At 68.8% G+C, this 18804-nt stretch carries 19 protein-coding genes; 15 read left to right on the top strand and 4 right to left on the bottom strand.

Annotated elements, in window-relative coordinates:
* Positions 1 to 87: 87 nt before the first annotated feature.
* Both ACSVDD_RS17380 and ACSVDD_RS17375 read left to right on the top strand, forming a co-directional pair.
* On the top strand, positions 88 to 1758 hold the full coding sequence (locus ACSVDD_RS17380; protein WP_448190634.1) for a putative bifunctional diguanylate cyclase/phosphodiesterase: 1671 nt from the start codon (positions 88 to 90) through the stop codon (positions 1756 to 1758).
* Between the two features lie 478 nt (positions 1759 to 2236).
* A complete protein-coding gene (locus ACSVDD_RS17375; protein ID WP_448190633.1) occupies positions 2237 to 2506 on the top strand; it encodes a hypothetical protein in 270 nt (89 codons plus the stop codon).
* A gap of 30 nt (positions 2507 to 2536) precedes the next feature.
* On the opposite strand, the gene ACSVDD_RS17370 is transcribed toward ACSVDD_RS17375, so the two are convergent.
* Complete coding sequence (locus tag ACSVDD_RS17370) at positions 2537 to 2998, bottom strand: pilus assembly protein TadG-related protein (RefSeq protein ID WP_448190632.1); 462 nt, start codon at positions 2996 to 2998, stop codon at positions 2537 to 2539.
* Between the two features lie 489 nt (positions 2999 to 3487).
* Between ACSVDD_RS17370 and ACSVDD_RS17365 the strand changes: the two genes are divergently transcribed.
* The 10 genes from ACSVDD_RS17365 (at position 3488) to ACSVDD_RS17320 (ending at position 13229) form a co-directional block, all read left to right on the top strand.
* Positions 3488 to 3667, top strand: a complete 180-nt coding sequence (locus ACSVDD_RS17365; RefSeq protein WP_448190631.1) for a Flp family type IVb pilin — start codon at positions 3488 to 3490, stop codon at positions 3665 to 3667.
* A gap of 208 nt (positions 3668 to 3875) precedes the next feature.
* Entirely contained in the window at positions 3876 to 4817 is a 942-nt protein-coding gene (gene cpaB, locus ACSVDD_RS17360; protein WP_448190630.1) for a Flp pilus assembly protein CpaB, read from the top strand.
* Between the two features lie 17 nt (positions 4818 to 4834).
* A complete protein-coding gene (locus ACSVDD_RS17355; RefSeq protein WP_448190629.1) occupies positions 4835 to 6205 on the top strand; it encodes a type II and III secretion system protein family protein in 1371 nt (456 codons plus the stop codon).
* A 9-nt stretch (positions 6206 to 6214) separates the two neighbouring features.
* Positions 6215 to 6619: a CpaD family pilus assembly lipoprotein gene (locus tag ACSVDD_RS17350; RefSeq protein ID WP_448190628.1), complete on the top strand. Its 405-nt coding sequence runs from the start codon at positions 6215 to 6217 to the stop codon at positions 6617 to 6619.
* 1 nt (position 6620) lies between these two features.
* Positions 6621 to 7847, top strand: coding sequence for a CpaE/TadZ family protein (locus ACSVDD_RS17345; protein ID WP_448190627.1), 1227 nt, complete (start codon positions 6621 to 6623; stop codon positions 7845 to 7847).
* A complete protein-coding gene (locus ACSVDD_RS17340; RefSeq protein WP_448190626.1) occupies positions 7847 to 9739 on the top strand; it encodes a TadA family conjugal transfer-associated ATPase in 1893 nt (630 codons plus the stop codon). The genes ACSVDD_RS17345 and ACSVDD_RS17340 overlap by 1 nt, the downstream gene beginning before the upstream one ends.
* Positions 9740 to 9747: 8 nt before the next feature.
* On the top strand, positions 9748 to 10731 hold the full coding sequence (locus tag ACSVDD_RS17335) for a type II secretion system F family protein (protein ID WP_448190625.1): 984 nt from the start codon (positions 9748 to 9750) through the stop codon (positions 10729 to 10731).
* Positions 10728 to 11702: a type II secretion system F family protein gene (locus ACSVDD_RS17330; protein ID WP_448190624.1), complete on the top strand. Its 975-nt coding sequence runs from the start codon at positions 10728 to 10730 to the stop codon at positions 11700 to 11702. The genes ACSVDD_RS17335 and ACSVDD_RS17330 overlap by 4 nt, the downstream gene beginning before the upstream one ends.
* Before the next feature lie 61 nt (positions 11703 to 11763).
* Positions 11764 to 13056, top strand: a complete 1293-nt coding sequence (locus tag ACSVDD_RS17325; protein WP_448190623.1) for a DNA polymerase III subunit epsilon — start codon at positions 11764 to 11766, stop codon at positions 13054 to 13056.
* A gap of 29 nt (positions 13057 to 13085) precedes the next feature.
* On the top strand, positions 13086 to 13229 hold the full coding sequence (locus ACSVDD_RS17320) for a hypothetical protein (protein ID WP_448190622.1): 144 nt from the start codon (positions 13086 to 13088) through the stop codon (positions 13227 to 13229).
* A gap of 12 nt (positions 13230 to 13241) precedes the next feature.
* Here the strand turns inward: ACSVDD_RS17320 and ACSVDD_RS17315 are convergent, their stop codons facing one another.
* The gene (locus ACSVDD_RS17315) at positions 13242 to 13706 is read right to left on the bottom strand and encodes a YaiI/YqxD family protein (protein ID WP_448190871.1); all 465 of its coding nucleotides are present in this window, start codon (positions 13704 to 13706) and stop codon (positions 13242 to 13244) included.
* A gap of 135 nt (positions 13707 to 13841) precedes the next feature.
* On the opposite strand from ACSVDD_RS17315, the gene ettA reads away from it, so the two are divergent.
* A complete protein-coding gene (gene ettA / locus ACSVDD_RS17310; RefSeq protein WP_448190621.1) occupies positions 13842 to 15518 on the top strand; it encodes an energy-dependent translational throttle protein EttA in 1677 nt (558 codons plus the stop codon).
* 56 nt (positions 15519 to 15574) lie between these two features.
* Entirely contained in the window at positions 15575 to 15991 is a 417-nt protein-coding gene (arfB, locus tag ACSVDD_RS17305; RefSeq protein WP_448190620.1) for an alternative ribosome rescue aminoacyl-tRNA hydrolase ArfB, read from the top strand.
* Between the two features lie 6 nt (positions 15992 to 15997).
* On the opposite strand, the gene ACSVDD_RS17300 is transcribed toward arfB, so the two are convergent.
* Positions 15998 to 16291, bottom strand: coding sequence for a hypothetical protein (locus ACSVDD_RS17300; RefSeq protein ID WP_448190619.1), 294 nt, complete (start codon positions 16289 to 16291; stop codon positions 15998 to 16000).
* A gap of 438 nt (positions 16292 to 16729) precedes the next feature.
* Between ACSVDD_RS17300 and ACSVDD_RS17295 the strand changes: the two genes are divergently transcribed.
* Positions 16730 to 17341 (top strand): helix-turn-helix domain-containing protein, encoded by a 612-nt coding sequence (locus tag ACSVDD_RS17295; protein ID WP_448190618.1) that lies wholly within the window; start codon positions 16730 to 16732, stop codon positions 17339 to 17341.
* 85 nt (positions 17342 to 17426) lie between these two features.
* Here the strand turns inward: ACSVDD_RS17295 and mepK are convergent, their stop codons facing one another.
* Positions 17427 to 18017, bottom strand: coding sequence for a peptidoglycan L,D-endopeptidase MepK (mepK, locus tag ACSVDD_RS17290; RefSeq protein ID WP_448190617.1), 591 nt, complete (start codon positions 18015 to 18017; stop codon positions 17427 to 17429).
* Positions 18018 to 18804 lie beyond the last annotated feature (787 nt).

Genomic DNA, 18804 nt, shown 5'->3' with positions numbered 1-18804 from the left:
TTAAACAAAGCGCGTTTAGCGTGGCCCCGCGCAGAAGGCTGTCCGGCGGGCTGCGAGGCGGTATCCCGGACGGTGGGGGCAGTGAGCATGAGTCGAGTGCCCGACGATCTCTCCATCATGGCCGCCGCGGTCGCGGCCGCCGGCGACGTCGGCTATTGCTGGGACTTCACCGCCGACACCCTCACCTGGGCGGGCGATGTGGAGCGGCTGTTCGGTGTCGAGCCGGTGGTCGGCGGCGAGGAGCTGCGCCACCGTATCTGCCAGGAGGATCGCCTCCGCCGCCGCCACGCGCTGTCCCGGCACATCGACATGGACTCCCCCTTCGACGTCGATTACCGGCTGCGGCTGGCCGATGGCGTCCAGCACTGGGTGCACGACCGCGGCCGGGTGGAGCGCGCGCCGGACGGCTCACCGTTGCGGCTCTACGGCATGCTGCGCGTCATCGACCGCCGTAAGGCCTACGAGGTCGAACTGGAGCAGCAGGCGCACTTCGACCCGATGACCGGGCTGGTCAACCGCAACCGCCTGCGCGACTCGCTGCATCAGGCGCTGGTCTCCGCCGGCCGGTTCGAGCGCTCGGCCGTCTACCTCGCGGTGGGCATCGACAAGCTGGGGCTGGTCAACGACGCCATGGGCCACGCCGCCGCCGACGCGGTGGTCGGCGAAGTGGCGCGCCGTCTGGCGGCGGCCGTGCGGCCGGGCGACACGGTCGGCCGCGTCGGCGGCGACATCTTCGGCGTGGTTCTGCCGCACTGCCCGGAGCAGCACATGGCCGCGGTGGCCGAGAAGCTGCTGGCCGCCGTGCGCGGCGAGCCCATCGCCTCACCGGCCGGACCGATCCTCGCCACGGTTTCCATTGGCGGCATCCTCGCCGGCCACGAGGCGGGCGGCGTCGAGGAGGTGATGACCCGCGCCGACACCGCGCTGCACGAGGCCAAGCGCCAGGGCCGCGACTGTTTCTGGCCGCACCACGCCACCAGCGTGCAACAGACCGCGCTGCGCGCCAGCCTCGCCATCGGCCAGCGGGTCAAGGCGGCGCTGAAGAGCGACGACTTGCGCTTCGCCTTCCAGCCGGTCGTCGATTCGCGCGGCGACGTGGACTTCTTCGAGTGCCTGCTGCGCATTCCCGACGGTCCCGACTCGGTGCTGCCGGCCGGCGCCTTCATGCCGGCGGTCGAGCGCCTGGGCATGGCGCGGCGCATCGATCACCACACGCTGGGCATGGCGGTGCGCGAACTGCGCGAGCACCCGGAGGTGCAGCTGGCGGTCAACGTATCGGCCGAAACCACCGGCGACCGCACGTGGCTCGGCGCCTTGCAGGGCATGATGGCCGACCGGCCGGAGATCGCCAGCCGCCTGATCGTCGAGATCACCGAGACCGCGGTGATCGAGGACCTGGACGAGGCCACGCGCTTCGTGGCGGCGGTGCGCAACCTGGGCTGCCGGGTGGCGCTCGATGACTTCGGCGCCGGCTACATTTCCTATCAGCACCTGCGGGCGCTGCCGGTGGACATCGTCAAGATCGACGGCGCCTTCGTGCGCGAGATGCACGACAGCCCCGACGCGCTGCTGTTCATCCGCACCCTGGTCGGGCTGGCCCGCGGCTTCGGCCTGACCACCGTCGCGGAGTGCGTCGAGGACGCCGCCCAGGCCGTGACGCTGCGGCGCGAGGGCGTGCGGCTCCTGCAAGGCTACCATTTCGGCCGGCCCAGTCTGGAACGCCCGTGGCTCACCCTGGCGGGCGTGGCGGCCGATTAGAACCGCTTGTCCGGCGGCGTCGGATGCAACCGATGTAACGCTATGAAACGCTGTGAAACGCGATTCGATGCAGTGTTGCATCCGTTCGGCGCCGGATGAGACGGAGTGAGACGCTATGAGACACCTTTTTGTGGAGTGTCTCATCCGTTGCTGGTGCTTTCGGGACGGTCTGAATCTCCCTCATGTCGTCATCCTCGCGCAGGCGGGGATCCAGGGCTTCGCGATGAATTGGCTGAATTGGCCTGGATCCCCGCCTGCGCGGGGATGACGGAAAGAAGGGAGTGTTCAGTCCGTTCAGAACACCGCCTTCGCCATCGTGCCGGCACACCTCGCCCGATGAGGACTTTCATCCTACAGCAAGGGCGCCGGCAAGAGCAAGTGTGCCGTTCGGGATGCAACCATTCCCTACGCGCGCCTGTTGAACCGAATCACCGTGCTGCCGTTCGGGTGGCGCGTTGCGGCAACAGGGAGTGGATCGATGCGCACATCGTTCATCGGGGTGGTTTCCACGGTTGCACTGCTGCTGGCCGGCTGCTCGCAGACCGGCCAGCGGCAGAGCGGCACCAGTGCCGGAACCGCGGCACCCACCGGCTCGGCCTATGACCGCTCCAGTGGCCCGGTGACCGGATCGACCGCCGGCACCACCAGCGGCGTCACCACCGGGACGGCCGGCACCGGTGGCCGCATGGGCAACCGCACGGACGTCGACAACACCCCCGAGAACACGCGCGCCACCCCGCGCCCCTGACGGAAAAAGCTGACGGAGAAAACCTGGGGATCAAAGGGCGCGGCGAATCACCGTCGCGTCGCCGGTGCGGCTGGCGCGGCGCACCACGGAGCGCGCCTCCAGCGTGAAGTCGGTCAGGCCCAACAGCTTGAACAGGCCGGAATGCACCGTCGCGGTGCCGCGCACCATCAGCGTGCCGTCGCTGGGGTTGTCGGCAATTGCCAGCGGCGCCGGGTCGGCGCCGAGGAAGCCGGCGGGGAAAGCCGTCTCGAAGAACTTGCGGATGTGGCCGTCGCGCTGGTTGTCGAACAGGACACGGCCGCCGGCCAGCGCCGCCTCGTCCACCGCCCGCGCCAGACGGGCCTGCACCACGTAGCCGCGCGCCATGTCGAGGCCGTAGCCGACACCCCCCAGCAAAGGCAGCAGCATCAGCAGCAGCGCCGCGATGCCGGCCCGGCGCGCCAGCGAGGGGCGGGCCGGCTGCCCGAGAGGGCATGGGTAGTACATGCTCATCGTTGCTCTCTCAGTCACGGTTGCGAGACGAAACCCTTCGGCGCCGCAGTTCTGCGTCGTCCTACTCGGGGCGACTTGCGTATTACGTTAAAGCGAAAGTCATGGCCCGTTCAAGGCTAATAATATGACTTTCTATTACTACTGGAGTGCTGTGAAGCTGCCCGTATTTTTCGTCGGCATTGTCGCGAAAATGCTTCGAAATTCGAACTATTCCGGTTGCAAAATCCGGCAGGTTTGCCGCCGTTGTTCCTGAAAATTCCCTGCATGATGAAGTCAATATGTGAAAAACTTGCTAATGCTGTTGGTGGCAAATAGGAGGCAAAAAGGTGATCAATATCAGTTTACTTGCAATTTTTTAATTTTGTTGGGCCGTATTGGCGGCTTTAACTTTTTGTTAACAGTTTGGGTGTTTGATTGGGTTGTCGCCGATGGTCTTGAACGCTCGCAAGAACCGGCAAGGATACAACAATCGCCCCAATGGAGGTTCCTATGCTTTCCACGATGCGCTCGCTGCTGAAGGATGAGTCCGGCGCCACCGCCATCGAATACGCACTGCTCGTCGCCGGTGTCGGCGTCACCCTGATCGCCGCCTTCTCCGGCGTGACCGACTCGATCAAGAGCGTGCTGACCTCCGTCAAGTCGACTCTGACGACGGCTGCTGGCGGCTGACGGCTGCCGCTGGTGTTGCGATAAGGCAAGGCCATTGGGTCGGCATCCGGGAGCAGCGGGCGCGTGAAGGCGTCGCTACTCCCGGTAAGGCCCGGCGGGCCGGGGTGCTTCGGTTATCCGGCGGCTTCCGCCGCTCCAGCGTGCGTAACGCCGCGAGCCCCCGCGCTCGGCGGCGAATTTTTGCGTTTCGGGGTGAGGAGAGGACGTCATGTCGGCCCGCAAGATCATCCTCCTCGTGCTCGCTTTGGGGATCGCCGGACTGACGGTCCAGTTGACGCGCATGCTGGTCGGCCAGCCGGCCCCGGCGCCCACGGCCGCCGCACCGGCGGCGCCGAAGGCCTTGCGTGTTCTGGTGGCGGCGGGCGACGTGCCGGCCGGCACGCTGGTGCAGCCGTCGCACCTGCGCTGGCGCGCGTGGCCGGAGGAAGACGGCGTGGCGAAGACCTACATGGTCGAAGGCCAGCGCACCGTCGAGGAATTCAACGGCGCCGTCATGCGCCAGGGCATGCGGGCCGGTGAGCCGGTGGTCGAGGGGCGTCTGGTGAAGCCGGGCGACCGCGGCTTTCTCGCCGCCGTGCTGACGCCGGGCAACCGGGCGGTGACGGTGGCCATCAACGGCGTCAGCGGCATCGCCGGCTTCATCTTCCCCGGCGACCGGGTCGACCTGATCCTGACGCAGCTGATCAAGGAAGGCCCGCAGCAGGAGCGCGAGCGCCGCGCCAGCGAGACGGTGCTGAGCGACGTGCGCGTGCTGGCGCTCGACCAGCGCCTCAACGACCAGAAGGGCGAGGCCAAGCCGGCGCAGCTCGCCACGCTGGAGGTGACGCCGCGTCAGGCCGAGGCGGTGTCGCTGGCCGTCGAGATGGGGCGGCTGTCGCTGTCGCTGCGCAGCCTGGGCGTGCCCGACGCCGACCGCATGCAGATGGCCGCGGCCGAGGGGCTGATGATCACCGCGTCCGACGCGGTGGTGCAGCCGGCGCACACCATCACCTGGGACCGCGACCTCAGCCTCGCGGTGTCCGGCGGCATCTCGGCCCCGGTCGCAGCGCCATTGGTCCCAGAAAGTTCGCCGAGCGAAAGTGGCGGCGGAGTGGTAAAGGTGCAGGTGATCCGTGGGTCCTCGTCCGCGGAAGTCACCTTCTCGCGATAATTCCGGTGGCAACCCCTATGATGCGTCGTGTCCTGTCCTTTCTGCTGGTGCTGAGCGTCTTCTGGTCCATGCCCGCGCTGGCGCAGGACGCGTCGCCGCTGCGACTCGAGCAGGACAAGGGGCAGATGGTGAAGCTGCCGCAGCCCGCTTCCAGCGTCCTCATCGCCAATCCCGACATCGCCGATCTGCAGGTGATGTCGCCGACCATGGTCTACATCTTCGGCAAGAAGCCGGGCGAGACGTCGCTGATCGCCGTCAACGGCAAGGAGCAGGTGCTCGTCAACCGCCGCGTCACCATCACCCAGAACCTCAGCGGCCTGGAGCGCGCGTTGCGCGAGCGCCTTCCCAACCGGCAGGTCCGCATCACCTCATCGGAGGGGGCGCTGGTGCTTTCCGGCAATGTCGGCAGCGCCGCCGAAGCGGAGGACGCCCGCCGCCTCGCCCAGCGCTATGCCGGCGGCGAGGCCGGCGAGGTGCTCAACCGCCTCACCGTCACCGGCGGCACCCAGGTCATGCTGCGCGTGCGCGTCTCCGAGGTCTCCCGCACCATTCGCGAGGATCTCGGCTTCAACTGGGAGGTCTTCGGGGCGCTGGGCGGCGGCGCCGCGCTGGGCTTCACCTCGGGCCTGACGGACATCGTCCTCAACGCGGCCGGCGGCGCTCCGCAGCGCACCGCCGGCATGATGAACGCCACCGCCGCGCACCACGGCAAGCGCTGGGACATCAACGGCTTGGTCGACGCGCTGGCGCGCGACGGGCTGATCACCGTGCTGGCTGAACCCAATCTGGTCGCCACCTCGGGCGAGACCGCCAGCTTCCTGGCCGGCGGCGAGTTCCCCGTCCCGGTGCCGCAGGATCGCGACCGCGTCACCATCGATTACAAGCAGTTCGGCGTCTCGTTGGCCTTCACCCCCACCGTGCTGTCGGGGGATCGCATCAGCATGCGCGTGCGGCCCGAGGTCAGCGAACTGGACTTTTCCAACGCCATCACCCTCGATTCTTTCCGCGTCCCGGCGCTGCGCACGCGGCGCGCCGAGACGTCGGTGGAACTGGGCAGCGGGCAGAGCTTCGCCATCGCCGGGATGATGCAGAACAGCCTGGACGAATCGATCGACAAGTTTCCCTTCGTCGGTGACGTGCCGGTGTTGGGGGCGCTGTTCCGCTCCAGCCGGTTCCAGCGCAACGAGACCGAACTGGTGATCATCGTCACCCCCTATCTCGTGCACCCGGTTGCCAACCCGTCGCAGGTCGCCGCGCCGACCGATGCGATCTCGCCGACCAAATTCATCGACCGGGTGTTCTTCGGCAAGCTGACCCAGCCCGGCACCGGCCCCCGCCCCCCGGCACGGCCCAGTCTTGCCGGGCCGGCCGGCTTCATCGTGGAGTGAGGTTAAGCCATGCGGGCGCTTCCGATCCTTGCCGCCGCGCTGGCCCTGGCCGGCTGTTCCGCCAACCCCACCGTGCCGGCCGAGTGGCCGGTGAGCGTGGTTCCCGCCGCCGGGCAGCCGGAGCGGCTGGTCGCGGTGCCGCCGGAGTGTGGCCCGGCACCGGCGACGGTGTCGAAGCTGTGGGGCACGGCGTGGCACAACCCGGACATCGGCCTGGGGTGCTCGCAGGCGCGCAATCTGGCGGTTCAGGCCGAGGAGCCGCGCGACCTGCTGGCCGGGCGGGTCCTCGGTGCGCCGGACGCCGAGCGCGAGGCGAAGGCCATCGAGCGCTACCACAAGGGCGAGGAGAAGGACCTGATGCGTTCTGGCACCCATTCCAGCTTCGGCGCGGGCGGCGGGGCGGGGGGCAAGTGAGATGGCCGGCGTCGTGACGCTGTTCAAAGGGTCCCCGGACGCGCCCATGCACGAGGCGTTCATGGCCTTCGTCTCCGACGAGGAGTCCTATCAGGTCGCCCGCGCCGTGGCCGGCGAGATGGGCTGGTCCGGGGCGGTGGTCCAGCGCGGCGGGGCCGGCGACGTGCTGGAGATGCTGGGCGGCGGCGTTGCGGCGCCGAAGGTGCTGGTGGTCGATCTGGACGGCACCGCCAATCCGTTCGCCACGGTGGCGCGGCTGGCGTCCCTGGCTGGGGCGGACACCCGCCTGATCGGTCTGGGCACCGCCAACGATGTGGACCTCTATCGCGATCTGCTGTCGGCGGGGGCGGCCGACTATCTGGTCAAGCCGCTGACGCCGGAAGCGCTGCATCAGGTCATCCGCTCCGCCAGTCAGGCGCCGCGCCGCACGCAGCAGACCCAGGCCGAGCCGGGCCGCCTCGTGGTGGTGATCGGCGTGCGCGGCGGTGTGGGCGCCAGCACCGTGGCGGTCAACACCGCATGGCTGGCGGCGCACGAGTTCAAGCGCAAGACGGCGCTGCTCGACCTCGACCTGCATTTCGGCACGGACACGCTGGCGCTCGATCTGGAGCCGGGGCGCGGTCTGCGCGAGGCGCTGGAGACGCCGAACCGGCTGGACAGCCTGCTGATCGCCAGTTCCATGGTGAGCGAGAGCGACCGGCTGTCCGTGCTGGGCGCCGAGGAGCCGGTGGAGGAAAGCGTCGCCTTCGGCCCGACCGCCGTCGGCGCCTTGCTGGAGGAACTGCGCGGCACCCACGAACTGGTCGTCGTCGATCTGCCGCGCCATTTGCTGCCGGCCAACCGGCCGGTGCTGGGCTCGGCGGAGCAGGTGGTGCTGGTTTCCGACCTGTCGCTGGCGGGCATCCGCGACACCGCGCGGCTGGCGGCGGCGATCAAGGTGCTGGGCGGCCCGGCCTGCGTCGTGGTGGCGAGCCGGGCGGGGGGCGGGCGCAAGCCGCAGGTCGACCGCGCCGACTTCGAGCGCGGCATCCAGGGCAAGATCGCCTTCATGATCCCCGACGACGAGAAGACGCTGGGCACCGCTGCCAACCAGGGTAAGGCGGCGGCCGCGATGGCGCCGGGCTCGGCGGTGGTCAAGGCGTTGCGCGAGCTGACCTCGCAGATGGCCGGCGCCCAGGCGCCCGCGAAGAAGGGCCTGATGGCCTGGTTCAAACGGGACGGTGAGTGATGATCGGCTTTCGGGGAGGCAGCGGTGGCCTGCCGCCCGATGGGTCGGGTGGCGGGTCGGGTGGCGGTCCCGGCGACGGCGGCAAGGGCCTGACGGCCCTGCGCGAGCGCTATCTGCCGGAACTGGCGAAGCGCCTCGACCCGGCGCAGTCCGCGTCCATGCCGCGCGGCGAGATCGCGCGCGAGGTGAAGGCCGGTCTGGTCGAGCTGCTGAACCGCGACCGTGTCCAGCTCAACCTCCTCGACCAGCGCGATCTGGTGACGGTGTGCATCAACGGCCTGCTCGCCATGCGGCCGGTCAACCACACCGAGGTGCTGGCCGCCGTGCGCTCGGTGGTCGTGCCCATGCCGTTGCGCCGCGGCGAGGAGGTGGAGGCACCGCCGCCCCCTGCACCGATGGCCGTCGAGTCGGAGCCGCCCCCCGCGCCGGAGCCGGAACCGCCGATGCCGCCGTCGCCCGCCGTCACCGGCGGGCAGCCGGAACTGGCCGCGGTGCTGCGGGCGGTGGGGGTGAAGCCCGGTGGGGCGGGGCCTTTCGGCTCGTCGCCGCTGTTCCCGCCGGAAGCGGAGGACCCGCCGGAGCCCGAGCCCGAAACGCCCGCGGACACCCCCGTGGCCCGCATGGCCTCATCCAACCGGGCCACCGTGGATCAGGCGAAGAACCGCATCCAGCCGGTGCTGCTGGGCCGCATCGACACCTCGGCGGCGGCGGGCATGAGCCGGTCGGAGCTGTCGCGCGACGTCGGCGACATCGTGCACGACCTGCTGATTGAACAGCGCCTCCAGCTCAACCTGACCGAACGGCAGGAACTGGTCGAGCGCATGCTCGACGACATGCTGGGCCTGGGGCCGCTGGAGCCGCTGCTGGCCGACGAGGCGATCACCGACATCATGGTGAACGGCCCCAAACAGGTCTACATCGAGCGCAAGGGCAAGCTGCAACAGACCGACGTGCAGTTCCGCGACAACGCCCACGTCATGGCGATCGCCACCCGCATCGTCACCGCCATCGGCCGGCGCATCGACGAAAGCTCGCCCTTGTGCGACGCGCGCCTTGCCGACGGCAGCCGCGTCAACATCATCATCCCGCCGCTGGCCATCGACGGCCCCAGCATCTCGATCCGCAAGTTCTCCAAGAAGAAGATCACGCTGGACATCATGGCGCGGCAGGAGAACGTCTCGCCCGCCATGTGCACGGTGATGAAGATCGCCGCGCGCTGCCGGCTCAACATCCTGATTTCCGGCGGCACGGGATCGGGCAAGACGACGCTCTTGAACGCCATGTCGCAGCTCATCGACCACGCCGAGCGCATCGTCACCATCGAGGACGCCGCCGAGCTGCAATTGCAGCAGCCGCACGTGGTGCGTCTGGAAACCCGCCCGCCCAACCTAGAGGGGCACGGCGAGATCAGCATGCGCGATCTGGTGAAGAACGCGCTGCGCATGCGCCCCGACCGCATCATCCTCGGCGAGGTGCGCGGGTCGGAGGCGGTGGACATGCTTCAGGCGATGAACACCGGTCACGACGGCTCGCTCGGCACCATCCACGCCAACCGCCCGCGCGAAGCGGTGACGCGCCTGGAGAACATGTTCGGCATGGCCGGCCTGAACATGCCGACCAAGGCGGTGCGCACGCAGATCGCCTCGGCGCTCGACCTCATCGTGCAGGTGAGCCGCATGCGCGACGGCGTGCGCCGCGTCACCTACATCTCCGAGGTGGTCGGCATGGAGGGCGACGTCATCACCATGCAGGACCTCTTCACCTTCGACTTCAAGGGCGAGCGCCCGGACGGACGCCTGATGGGCGAGTTCAAATCCACCGGAATCCGCCCGCATTTCCTGTCCAAGGCCGCGTATTTCGGCCTCGACAAGGCTTTGCTGGAGGCCATGTGATGGGGGGCGTGCCGCTTCTTGCGTGGCTGGTCGGCGGCGGGGTCTTCCTGACGATCCTGCTGATCGGGCTGGCGTTCTCCGGCGACGGCGACCGCGACCTCAAGCGGCGGCTGGCGCGCATCGGCGCCGGAGCGGAGGGTGCGCGGCGCGCCGGCAGCGGCAAGGCCGCGGCGTCGCTGCGCATCGACCGGCAGGACAGCGGCTTTCCGCTGCTCGACCGCCTGATCAAGGCCATCGTCCCCAACCCCGAACGCATCCGCGAGCGTCTGGCCCGCACCGGCCGGCGCATCCCGCTGGGCGAGTACCTGATGGCCAACGCCATCGTCGCCGGGATCGTCTGGGTGGTGCTGGGCATGGTGATGCGCCTGCCCATGCCGCTGCCGCTGGCCGGCGCGGTCATCGTCGGCGTCGGGCTGCCGCACGTGGCGATCAAGATCATGGGCGACCGCCGGGTGGCGCAGTTCATCGCCCAGTTCCCCGACGCCATCGACCTGATCTGCCGCGGCCTGCGCTCCGGCCTGCCGGTCACCGAGTCGATCAACGCCGTGGCGCGCGAGTTGCCGGACCCGCTGGGGATGGAGTTCCGCAAGGTCACCGACAGCGTGCGCGTCGGCCAGTCGCTGGACGCCGCCCTGTGGGACGTGGCGCGCCGCATCGACACCCCGGAGTTCCGCTTCCTGGTCATCGCCATGGCGATCCAGCGCGAGACCGGCGGCAACCTCGCCGAAACGCTGGGCAATCTGGCGGACCTGCTGCGCAAGCGGCGCCAGATGAAGCTGAAGATCAGCGCGCTGTCGTCGGAGGCGCGGGCCAGCGCCTACATCGTCGGCTCGCTGCCGTTCCTGATGTACTTCGCCATGAGCATCATCAATCCCGGCTACACGGAGGTCTTCTTCACCGATCCCCGCGGGATCATGATGGGCGGGGTGGCGGTGGCCCTGCTGGTGGTCGGCGCGCTGGTGATGTTCAAGATGGTGAACTTCGACACATGAGCCTCGACGCGCTCATACCCGGCGTGAGCCCGGCCGACCTCGCCGCCTGGATCTCCGGTGCGGCGGCGTTCGTCGTCGTGCTGCTGGTGTGGAGCGCCTTCGTCGAGCGCGATCCGCTGAGTGCGCGCCTCAAGGCGCTGGAGGGCCGGCGGGCCGCGCTGAAGGGCGACCTTGCCCGCACCGTGCGCCGCACCGAGCGGTCGACCGGCCGCATCGGCCTGATGCAGGGCGTGGTCGAGCGCTTCAAGCTCTACGGCAGCACCACCGCCGCCAAGGCGGCCGGCAAGCTGGCGCTGGCCGGCTTCCGCTCCAAGGATTCGCTGACCGTCTACCTGTTCGCCAAGGCCATCCTGCCGTTCGTCGGGCTGGGTGCGGCGGTGACGCTGATCTACGGCACGAAGACGCTGCCCTTGCAGGACACCCAGGCGGCCGGCGCCTGCATCGTGGCGGGATTGCTGGGCTCGCTGCTGCCGGACTTCTACGTGAACAACGTCGCGCAGAAGCGCCAGTTGGCGATCCGCCGCGCGCTGCCCGACGCCTACGACCTGCTGGTGATCTGCGCCGAGGCCGGGCTGAGCCTGGATTCCTCGTTTGAGCGCGTGGCGCGCGAGTTGGGCGAGGGCTGCCCGGAGCTGGGCGAGGAGATTGGCCTGACGTCCATCGAGCTGGGCTTCCTGCCCGACCGCGCCAAGGCGTTGCAGGGCCTCGCCGACCGCGTGCCGTTGCCGGGCGTGCGGGCGCTGGTCACCACGCTGGCGCAGACCGAGCGCTACGGCACCCCGCTGGCCCAGGCGCTGCGCGTGCTGGCGTCGGAGATGCGCACCGAGCGCATGCTGAAGGCCGAGGAGAAGGCGGCCCGCCTGCCGGCCATCATGACCATACCGCTGATGCTGTGCATTCTGCCGCCGCTGTTCATCGTGCTGGTCGGCCCGGCCATCCTCAAGAGCATCGACCAGTTCTCGAAAATGTAGCTCCCTTTCGGCTCGGGCCGCGGGGCGCTACAGTCGGCGCTTCGGGGAATCGGGGGCGGGAATGGGCGGCACGTGGCGTGCGGTGATCCTGGGGCTGGCGGTGGCGGGCATGGCGCTCGTCTACCTCGCCAACGAACTGGTGCAGCGCGCCGGCGAGGATCGCGGCGCCTTCGCCGTCGCCCTGGCGGTCGCCGGAATCGGCGTGCTGGCGCTGTGGTGGGTGTTCTCGCGGCTCGTCCGTCATTTCCGCGACCTGGAGCGGCTGGGCACCGACCTCGCGGCCCTGCGCCACCGCAGCGAACTGTCCGGCGATTGGGAGGCGCGCAGCGACGAGCTGGGCCAGTTGGCCACGGCGCTCGCCGAACTGCTGCGGCGTGAGCGCCGCACCGGTGGAGGGGGCGGTGGCCGGCTGGGCGCCGTCGCCGCCGCGCTGGAGGAACCGTTGCTGGTGCTGGGCGACACCGGGCGGATCGCACTGCTCAACCCGGCCGCCGTGCGGCTGTTCGGCGGCGGTGTGGCGGTGGGCATGAACGTCTACGACATCCTCGACCGGCCGGACCTGTTCCGCGCCATCGAGCGCGCGCGCGGCGCCGGCCAGCCGGTGTCGGCGGTGCTGCGCGGCCCCGGCGGGACGGATCTGCCGGTGCAGGTGGCTGATTTCGGCTTGCAGGCGGGGGTGGCGCTGGTCTTTCCGGCGCAGCCGCCGGCAGAGCCGCTGCTGCCGGCCCGTCCCGCGGAGGCCGATGCCGCGGCGTCGGGGGTGGGCGAGGAGCCGCTGGCGGCGCTGTCGATGACGGCGCTGTGGGTCGCCACGGCCGAGGGACGCGTGATCAGCGTCGGCACCGTGCGGCTGTCGGGCGCGCGAATCTTCCGCACCGTCTCGCTGGACGTGCCGGTCAACCCCGGCGAGCCGGTGCCGGCGGCAACCCTGGCCGCGTACGGGATCACCGCCCAGGAGATGGCCGGCGCGCGGCCCTTCGCCGCCGCGTGGCCGACGATCGCCGGAGCGTTGCGCGAGTGCGTGGTGGTCGGAGCCGATGTGGACGCGGCGCTCGCCGCGTTGCGCGCCGAGGTGGAGCGCGCCGGCTTGCCGCCGCTGGAGGAGCCGCCGACGCTCGACCTTCGCCGCGTCGCCGCGGCGCTCGACCCGGCCTGCGCGGGTAAGGATCTGGCGGGATTGGCGGCGTGGTTCGGCGTCGTTCACCACGCCGGCCCGGCTGGCGGGCCGCACGCGCTGCTCACCGCGGAACTGGCTTCCGCGCTGATCCGGCGCCTGGACGAGCGCGGGGTTGCGACGTTGGGGGAGGCGATGGCGTTGGCCGGCGGCACGGCAGCGGCGCTGCCGCCGGGGTAGGGGAGGGACCGATGAACTCGTGTCGGGACTTGAACGAACAGCGCAAGCGCTTCATGGCGATGCTTCAGGAAGCCGAAGCCGAAGGAGAGCGCAACGGATTTGTTCGCATAGATGCCCTGGCGGAAGAATTGGACGCCGTCATCGCCGAAACCACAAGGGCAGCGCCTCTGTAAACATCCGCAGCGTCACCCCCACTTCGGCCGCTTCCCCCGCTTCAGCGCCTGCACCGCCTCGTCGAGCGCTTGCAGGAACTGGGACTTGTCGCGCTGGTTCATCGGCGCGTTGCCGCCCGACACCTCGCCCAGGGCGCGCAGGTCGGCCATCAGCGCCCGGCTCGCCAGCGCCGCACCGATGGAGGCGTTGGTGAAGGGGCGCCCGGTCGGGCCGATCACCACCGCGCCGTTCTTCAGCGCCCGGTCGGCCAGCGGGATGTCGGACGTCACCACCACGTCGTTGGCTTGCGCCCGCTCGGCGATCCAGTTGTCGGCGGCGTCGAACTCCGCGCCGACCACCACCAACTCGGCGATGCAGTCGTTGGGTAGGCGCAACGGGCTGTTGCTGACCAGCCAGACCTTCGATCCGGTGCGGCCGGCGACCTTGAAGATTTCGGCCTTGACCGGGCAGGCATCCGCATCGACGTAGATGTTCAGCACCGCAAATCGTCCTTCGCTGTGACCCAGGATGGGTTCCCAAGGGTGGGCATCATGCGCTAAAACCTGGGCCGGATCGATTCGGCGCCGTGTGCGGCGCTTTGTTTTTTCTCGTACGACAGGTCGGAGAGACGCATGGCGTCCTATCAATACGTCTATGTCATGAAGGGCCTTGGCAAGGTCTATCCCGGCGGCAAGAAGGTGCTGGACAACATCTGGCTGAGCTTCCTGCCGGGCGTCAAGATCGGCGTGCTGGGCGTCAACGGCGCCGGTAAGTCGACCCTGATGAAGATCATGGCTGGCTACGACAAGGACTTCTCCGGCGAGGCCTGGGCGGCGCAGGGCGCCAAGGTCGGCTACCTGTCGCAGGAGCCGCAACTCGATCCCACCAAGACGGTCCAGGAGAACATCCTGGAAGCGCTGGCCGATACCAAGGGGCTGCTCGACCGCTTCAATCAGGTGTCGGAGGCGATGGCCGACCCCGACGCCGATTTCGACTCGCTGCTGGCCGAGCAGGCCGAGTTGCAGGAGAAGATCGACCACGCCGACGCCTGGGACCTCGACCGCACGGTCGAGATCGCCATGGACGCGCTGCGCTGCCCGCCGGGCGACGCCGACGTGACCAAGCTGTCGGGCGGTGAGAAGCGCCGCGTGGCGCTGTGCAAGCTGCTGCTGGAAAAGCCCGACCTGCTGCTGCTGGACGAGCCGACCAACCACCTCGACGCCGAGTCGGTGGCGTGGCTGGAGCGCCACTTGCAGGAGTACAAGGGTACCGTCGTGCTGGTCACCCACGACCGCTACTTCCTCGACAACGTGACCGGCTGGATTCTGGAGCTGGACCGCGGCACCGGCATTCCGTGGGAGGGCAACTACTCCTCCTGGCTGGAGCAGAAGCAGAAGCGCCTGGAGCAGGAAGGCCGCCAGGAAGACGCCCGGCAGAAGCAGCTGGCGACCGAACTGGAGTGGATTCGCCAGAGCCCGCGCGCCCGTCAGGCCAAGTCGAAGGCCCGCATCTCCGCGTACGAAACGATGCTGGCCGAGAGCGGCAAGGAGCAGACCGGCGAGACCAAGATCGTCATCCCGGTGCCGCCGCGCCTGGGCAACGTGGTCATCGAGGCGGACAACATCGCCAAGGGCTTCGGCGACCGGCTGCTGATCGACGGCCTGTCGTTCCGCCTGCCGCCCGGCGGCATCGTCGGCGTCATCGGCCCGAACGGCGCCGGCAAGACCACGCTGTTCCGCATGATCACCGGGCAGGAGGGGCCGGACGCCGGCACCTTCCGCGTCGGCGACACGGTCAAGCTCGGCTACGTCGACCAGAGCCGCGACACGCTCAACCCGAACAAGAACGTCTGGGAGGAGATCTCCGACGGGCTCGACATCGTCGAGCTGGGCAAGCGCTCCATGCCGAGCCGCGCCTACGTGTCGTCCTTCAACTTCCGCGGTTCCGACCAGCAGAAGAAGGTCGGCCAGCTGTCGGGCGGTGAGCGCAACCGCGTGCACCTCGCCAAGATGCTGAAGTCCGGCGCCAACGTGCTGCTGCTCGACGAACCGACCAACGATCTGGACGTCGATACGCTGCGGGCGCTGGAAGAGGCGCTGGAAAGCTTCGCCGGCTGCGCCGTGGTGATCAGCCACGATCGCTGGTTCCTCGACCGCATCGCCACGCACATCCTCGCCTTCGAGGGCGACAGCCATGTGGAGTGGTTCGAGGGCAACTTCCAGGACTACGAGGCCGACAAGAAGCGCCGCCTCGGCGACGACGCGGTCGAGCCGCACCGCATCAAGTACAAGCCGCTGGTGCGGGCTTAAGCGTTCATATCGGGGGGCTTCGGCCCCCCGAACCATTTGGGGGCAGGGCAGGGGCCATGATCCGCGTCACCCACCGCATCTCGTTGGACGAGAGCGAACTGCACGAGGACTTCGTGCGCGCCTCCGGCCCCGGCGGGCAGCACGTCAACAAGACGTCCTCGGCCGTGCAGTTGCGGTTCGACGTGCGGAACTCGCCCAACCTGCCGGACGATGTGCGGGCACGGCTGGAGCGGCTGGCGGGAAGCCGCCTGACCCTGGACGGCGTGCTGATCATCGTTGCCGACGGGTACCGCTCGCAGCTTCGCAACCGCGAGGACGCGCTGGAGCGCCTCATCGATCTGATCCGCGAAGCCGCCGTGCCGCCGAAGCCGCGCCGCCCCACCAAGCCGACGTTCGGCTCGAAGCAGCGGCGGCTGGAGGGCAAGGCGAAACGCGCCGACGTCAAGAAGATGCGCGGCAAGCCGGTGGATTGACCGGCTCTACAAACTCGTCGCCCCGGCCGGCGGCTTGTTCGGATCGGGCGGGGTGGCCGGCGGTGCCGGGCGGGTGCGGTCCAGGCGGCGGATGATGATGTCGCCCTCCGGCGTCACCTCCGGCGCGGCGTAGGTGGGGAACTGGCGGATCCAGCCCTCCAGCGCCTTCAGCAGCAGATCGAAGCCCTGCTTGGCCTGCTCCGTCGGCGTGGCGGGTGGTGCGTCCCTGGGCGGGTCGGCGGCGAACGCCGGAGCGATCAGCACCACGGCCGCGGTGAGCGGGACAAAAATCCTGCGCATGGTTTTGCCTCCCGCACTGTCATGTATACAGCTTTTGGTTAGCAGACTGGATTTCTCATGACGATGCGATAGAGAAGTCCTGCTGTTGAAGGGCCTAAATTATCACAAAGCAAACTATAGCCATTGTTGACCTTGGTCAATCGGTGATTGGTCGCAAAGAGGGTGTTAACCAAGGCCTGCTTTGTCTCGGTGATGCGGCGATTTGGCGGAATGGGGTAGAGAGGTCGGGTGAACCGCTGCATCTGCGAGTATGCGTTTGGTCATATCAAGTTGATGTGGGGCGAGGACTTCGCTCGATGAAGACGTCGCTGGGTGTGTAAGGGGTGTAGATTAGAACATTCAAAGATTTCCCTTGATCGCGAATAGGGGGCGTGGCAAGAATTACCCGCATTTCAAAAAGTGGAGCTCGTTCAGGGCGAAACGTGAGGGTGCCGACCGATGACCGAAAAAAACACACGCAAGAGAGGCAGGCGGGGTTCGCCCGAGTCATGGTCGGTCGACGCGCACGTCGGGCAGCGGGTGCGGATGCGCCGGACGCTGCTGGGATACAGCCAGGAACGGCTGGGTGAGGCCATCGGCCTGACGTTCCAGCAGGTTCAGAAATACGAGCGCGGTTCGAACCGCATCTCCGCGGGCACCCTCTATCGGTTGAGCCAGGTGCTCGACGTGCCGGTGAGCTTCTTCTTCGACAGCTACGACGACCCGCATGCCAAGCCGCGCTCCAGCCGGTCCGAGGCGCGCCCGGATGGCGAGGGCGACGGTGTGATCAGCCGGCGCGAGGCGCGGATGCTGCGCCTGTGGCGGGCGGCGACGCCGGCCGTCGCCGACGAAATGCTGGCTCTGCTGTCGGCGCTGTCGCCGAACGTCCGTGATGCGCGCGAAGGTGGCGAGGAGGAGCCGGTTCAGACCGATGAAGCGGCTCCGACGGAAACCGCGCCCATGCGCATCGTGGATCGCGGCGAGTCCGTGGCGACGCGGCGCAACCGGCGCCGACACGGCGCGGTGTGGGACCCCGCCGACATTTACCGGAACAACAAAACCGAAGCGTAATGGCGGGGGTGCAGGATTGGGGAGATGGCTGGAGCGTCAGGCTCCGCCTCGACCCGGCCGGCGCTTTTGCTTTGCCGGGCCGGACTTACCAGTGCCGGACCGGGCCAACGTCCATGTGCACGAAGTTGGAGCGCGGGTAATAGCCCACACCGCCGGCCTGCAACGCCATCGCCTGCTGGGCGATGCCCTTCAGGTTGCGGTCGGGCAGCATCACGTCCACCGCCATGCCGCGGGTGTGGTAGCTCTCCTTGGCGACGCCGCGGTGGCGGCGGCGTGACAGCGCGTTGGTCTTGCGCGAGCGATAGCCGCAGACGACCTCGTAGGCCTCCGTCGAGTCGAGCTGCTGGCGCACTTGCCACAGCACGTCGAACAGGCGCGGATCGGTGCGGCAGACCTGATGGGCGCGGTGGTCGCGCAGCAGAACGTCGAGCTTGCGCAGCGCCTCGGGCCGGTAGGCGCCGTTCGCCCAGTACACGTCGTCGAAATGCTCGCCGGTGTTGATGTTGTGCAGCGCCAGCCGCCGCGCCGAGGTGCCGAGCAGCGTCGTCGCGGCCTGGGCCGTCGCCGGGGAGAGGAGCGGGGGAACCGTCGCCGCCGCCAGAGCGGCCAGACCGAACGTCAGAAAGCCTCGGCGCCCAAGCACGGGGGCGGAATCGTTCTCGTCTCCAGAGTGCATACCACCCTCATCAATACTTAGGCGAACAAAAGACTTCGAAACGATGGCAAGCCTCGGCGAATCAACGCTCGTGGCCCACGAATGCCGAACCGGCTTCGGCCAAAATTTTGTGGCCTTCCGGATGGCCTATCCGTATAAGCGAGGGCTTGATTGTTATCAACCAGATTTTGACCAATTCAGCTAGTACCGCCTAGGTCGGGTGTCATAGCGGTTGAGCATGCAAGTCCAAACGGCGGATTCGACGCGCGTTGGATCGCGCTGCGCGCCGTGCCGGTATAGGATGGTTGGACGAATGGCCGCACGGCGGCTTGGACGAGGGCGACGGGTATGACGGCATCGAGGGGTTTTTCCGGGGTTCGGGTGCGCGCGGTGGGGCTGCTGGCCGCGGCCGTCCTGGTTCCGATGCTGTTCGCCACCGGCCCGACTCGTGCCCAGACGGCTCCCCCTCAAGCTCCCGCCGTCCCCGCGCCCGTCGCCCAGATACCCGCCGACCTGCCGTTTCGCGACACGTTGAGCGCCTGGGCCGACCGTCTGGATCAGAAGGCCGCCGAACTCGAAGCGCAGCCGGTGCTGCCGGCCACGCGGATCGGCGACGGCTCGACGCTCAAGAAGAACGCGCGCGGCGAACGGGTCGAGCGGCTGGCGCAACGCCTGTTCGAGCTGGGCTTCCTGCCGGCCGAGCGGCGCGGCGCCGTCTTCGATGACACCGTCGACGCCGCGGTGCGCGCCTTCCAGTTGGCGCAGCGGCTGCGGGACGACGGTCTGGTCGGCGGCGCCACGCGCGTGG

It is taken from the genome of Azospirillum terrae, from assembly GCF_053470425.1.
Note: the sequence above shows the minus strand (reverse complement) of the source record. Positions and strands in the feature narration are given on the sequence as shown.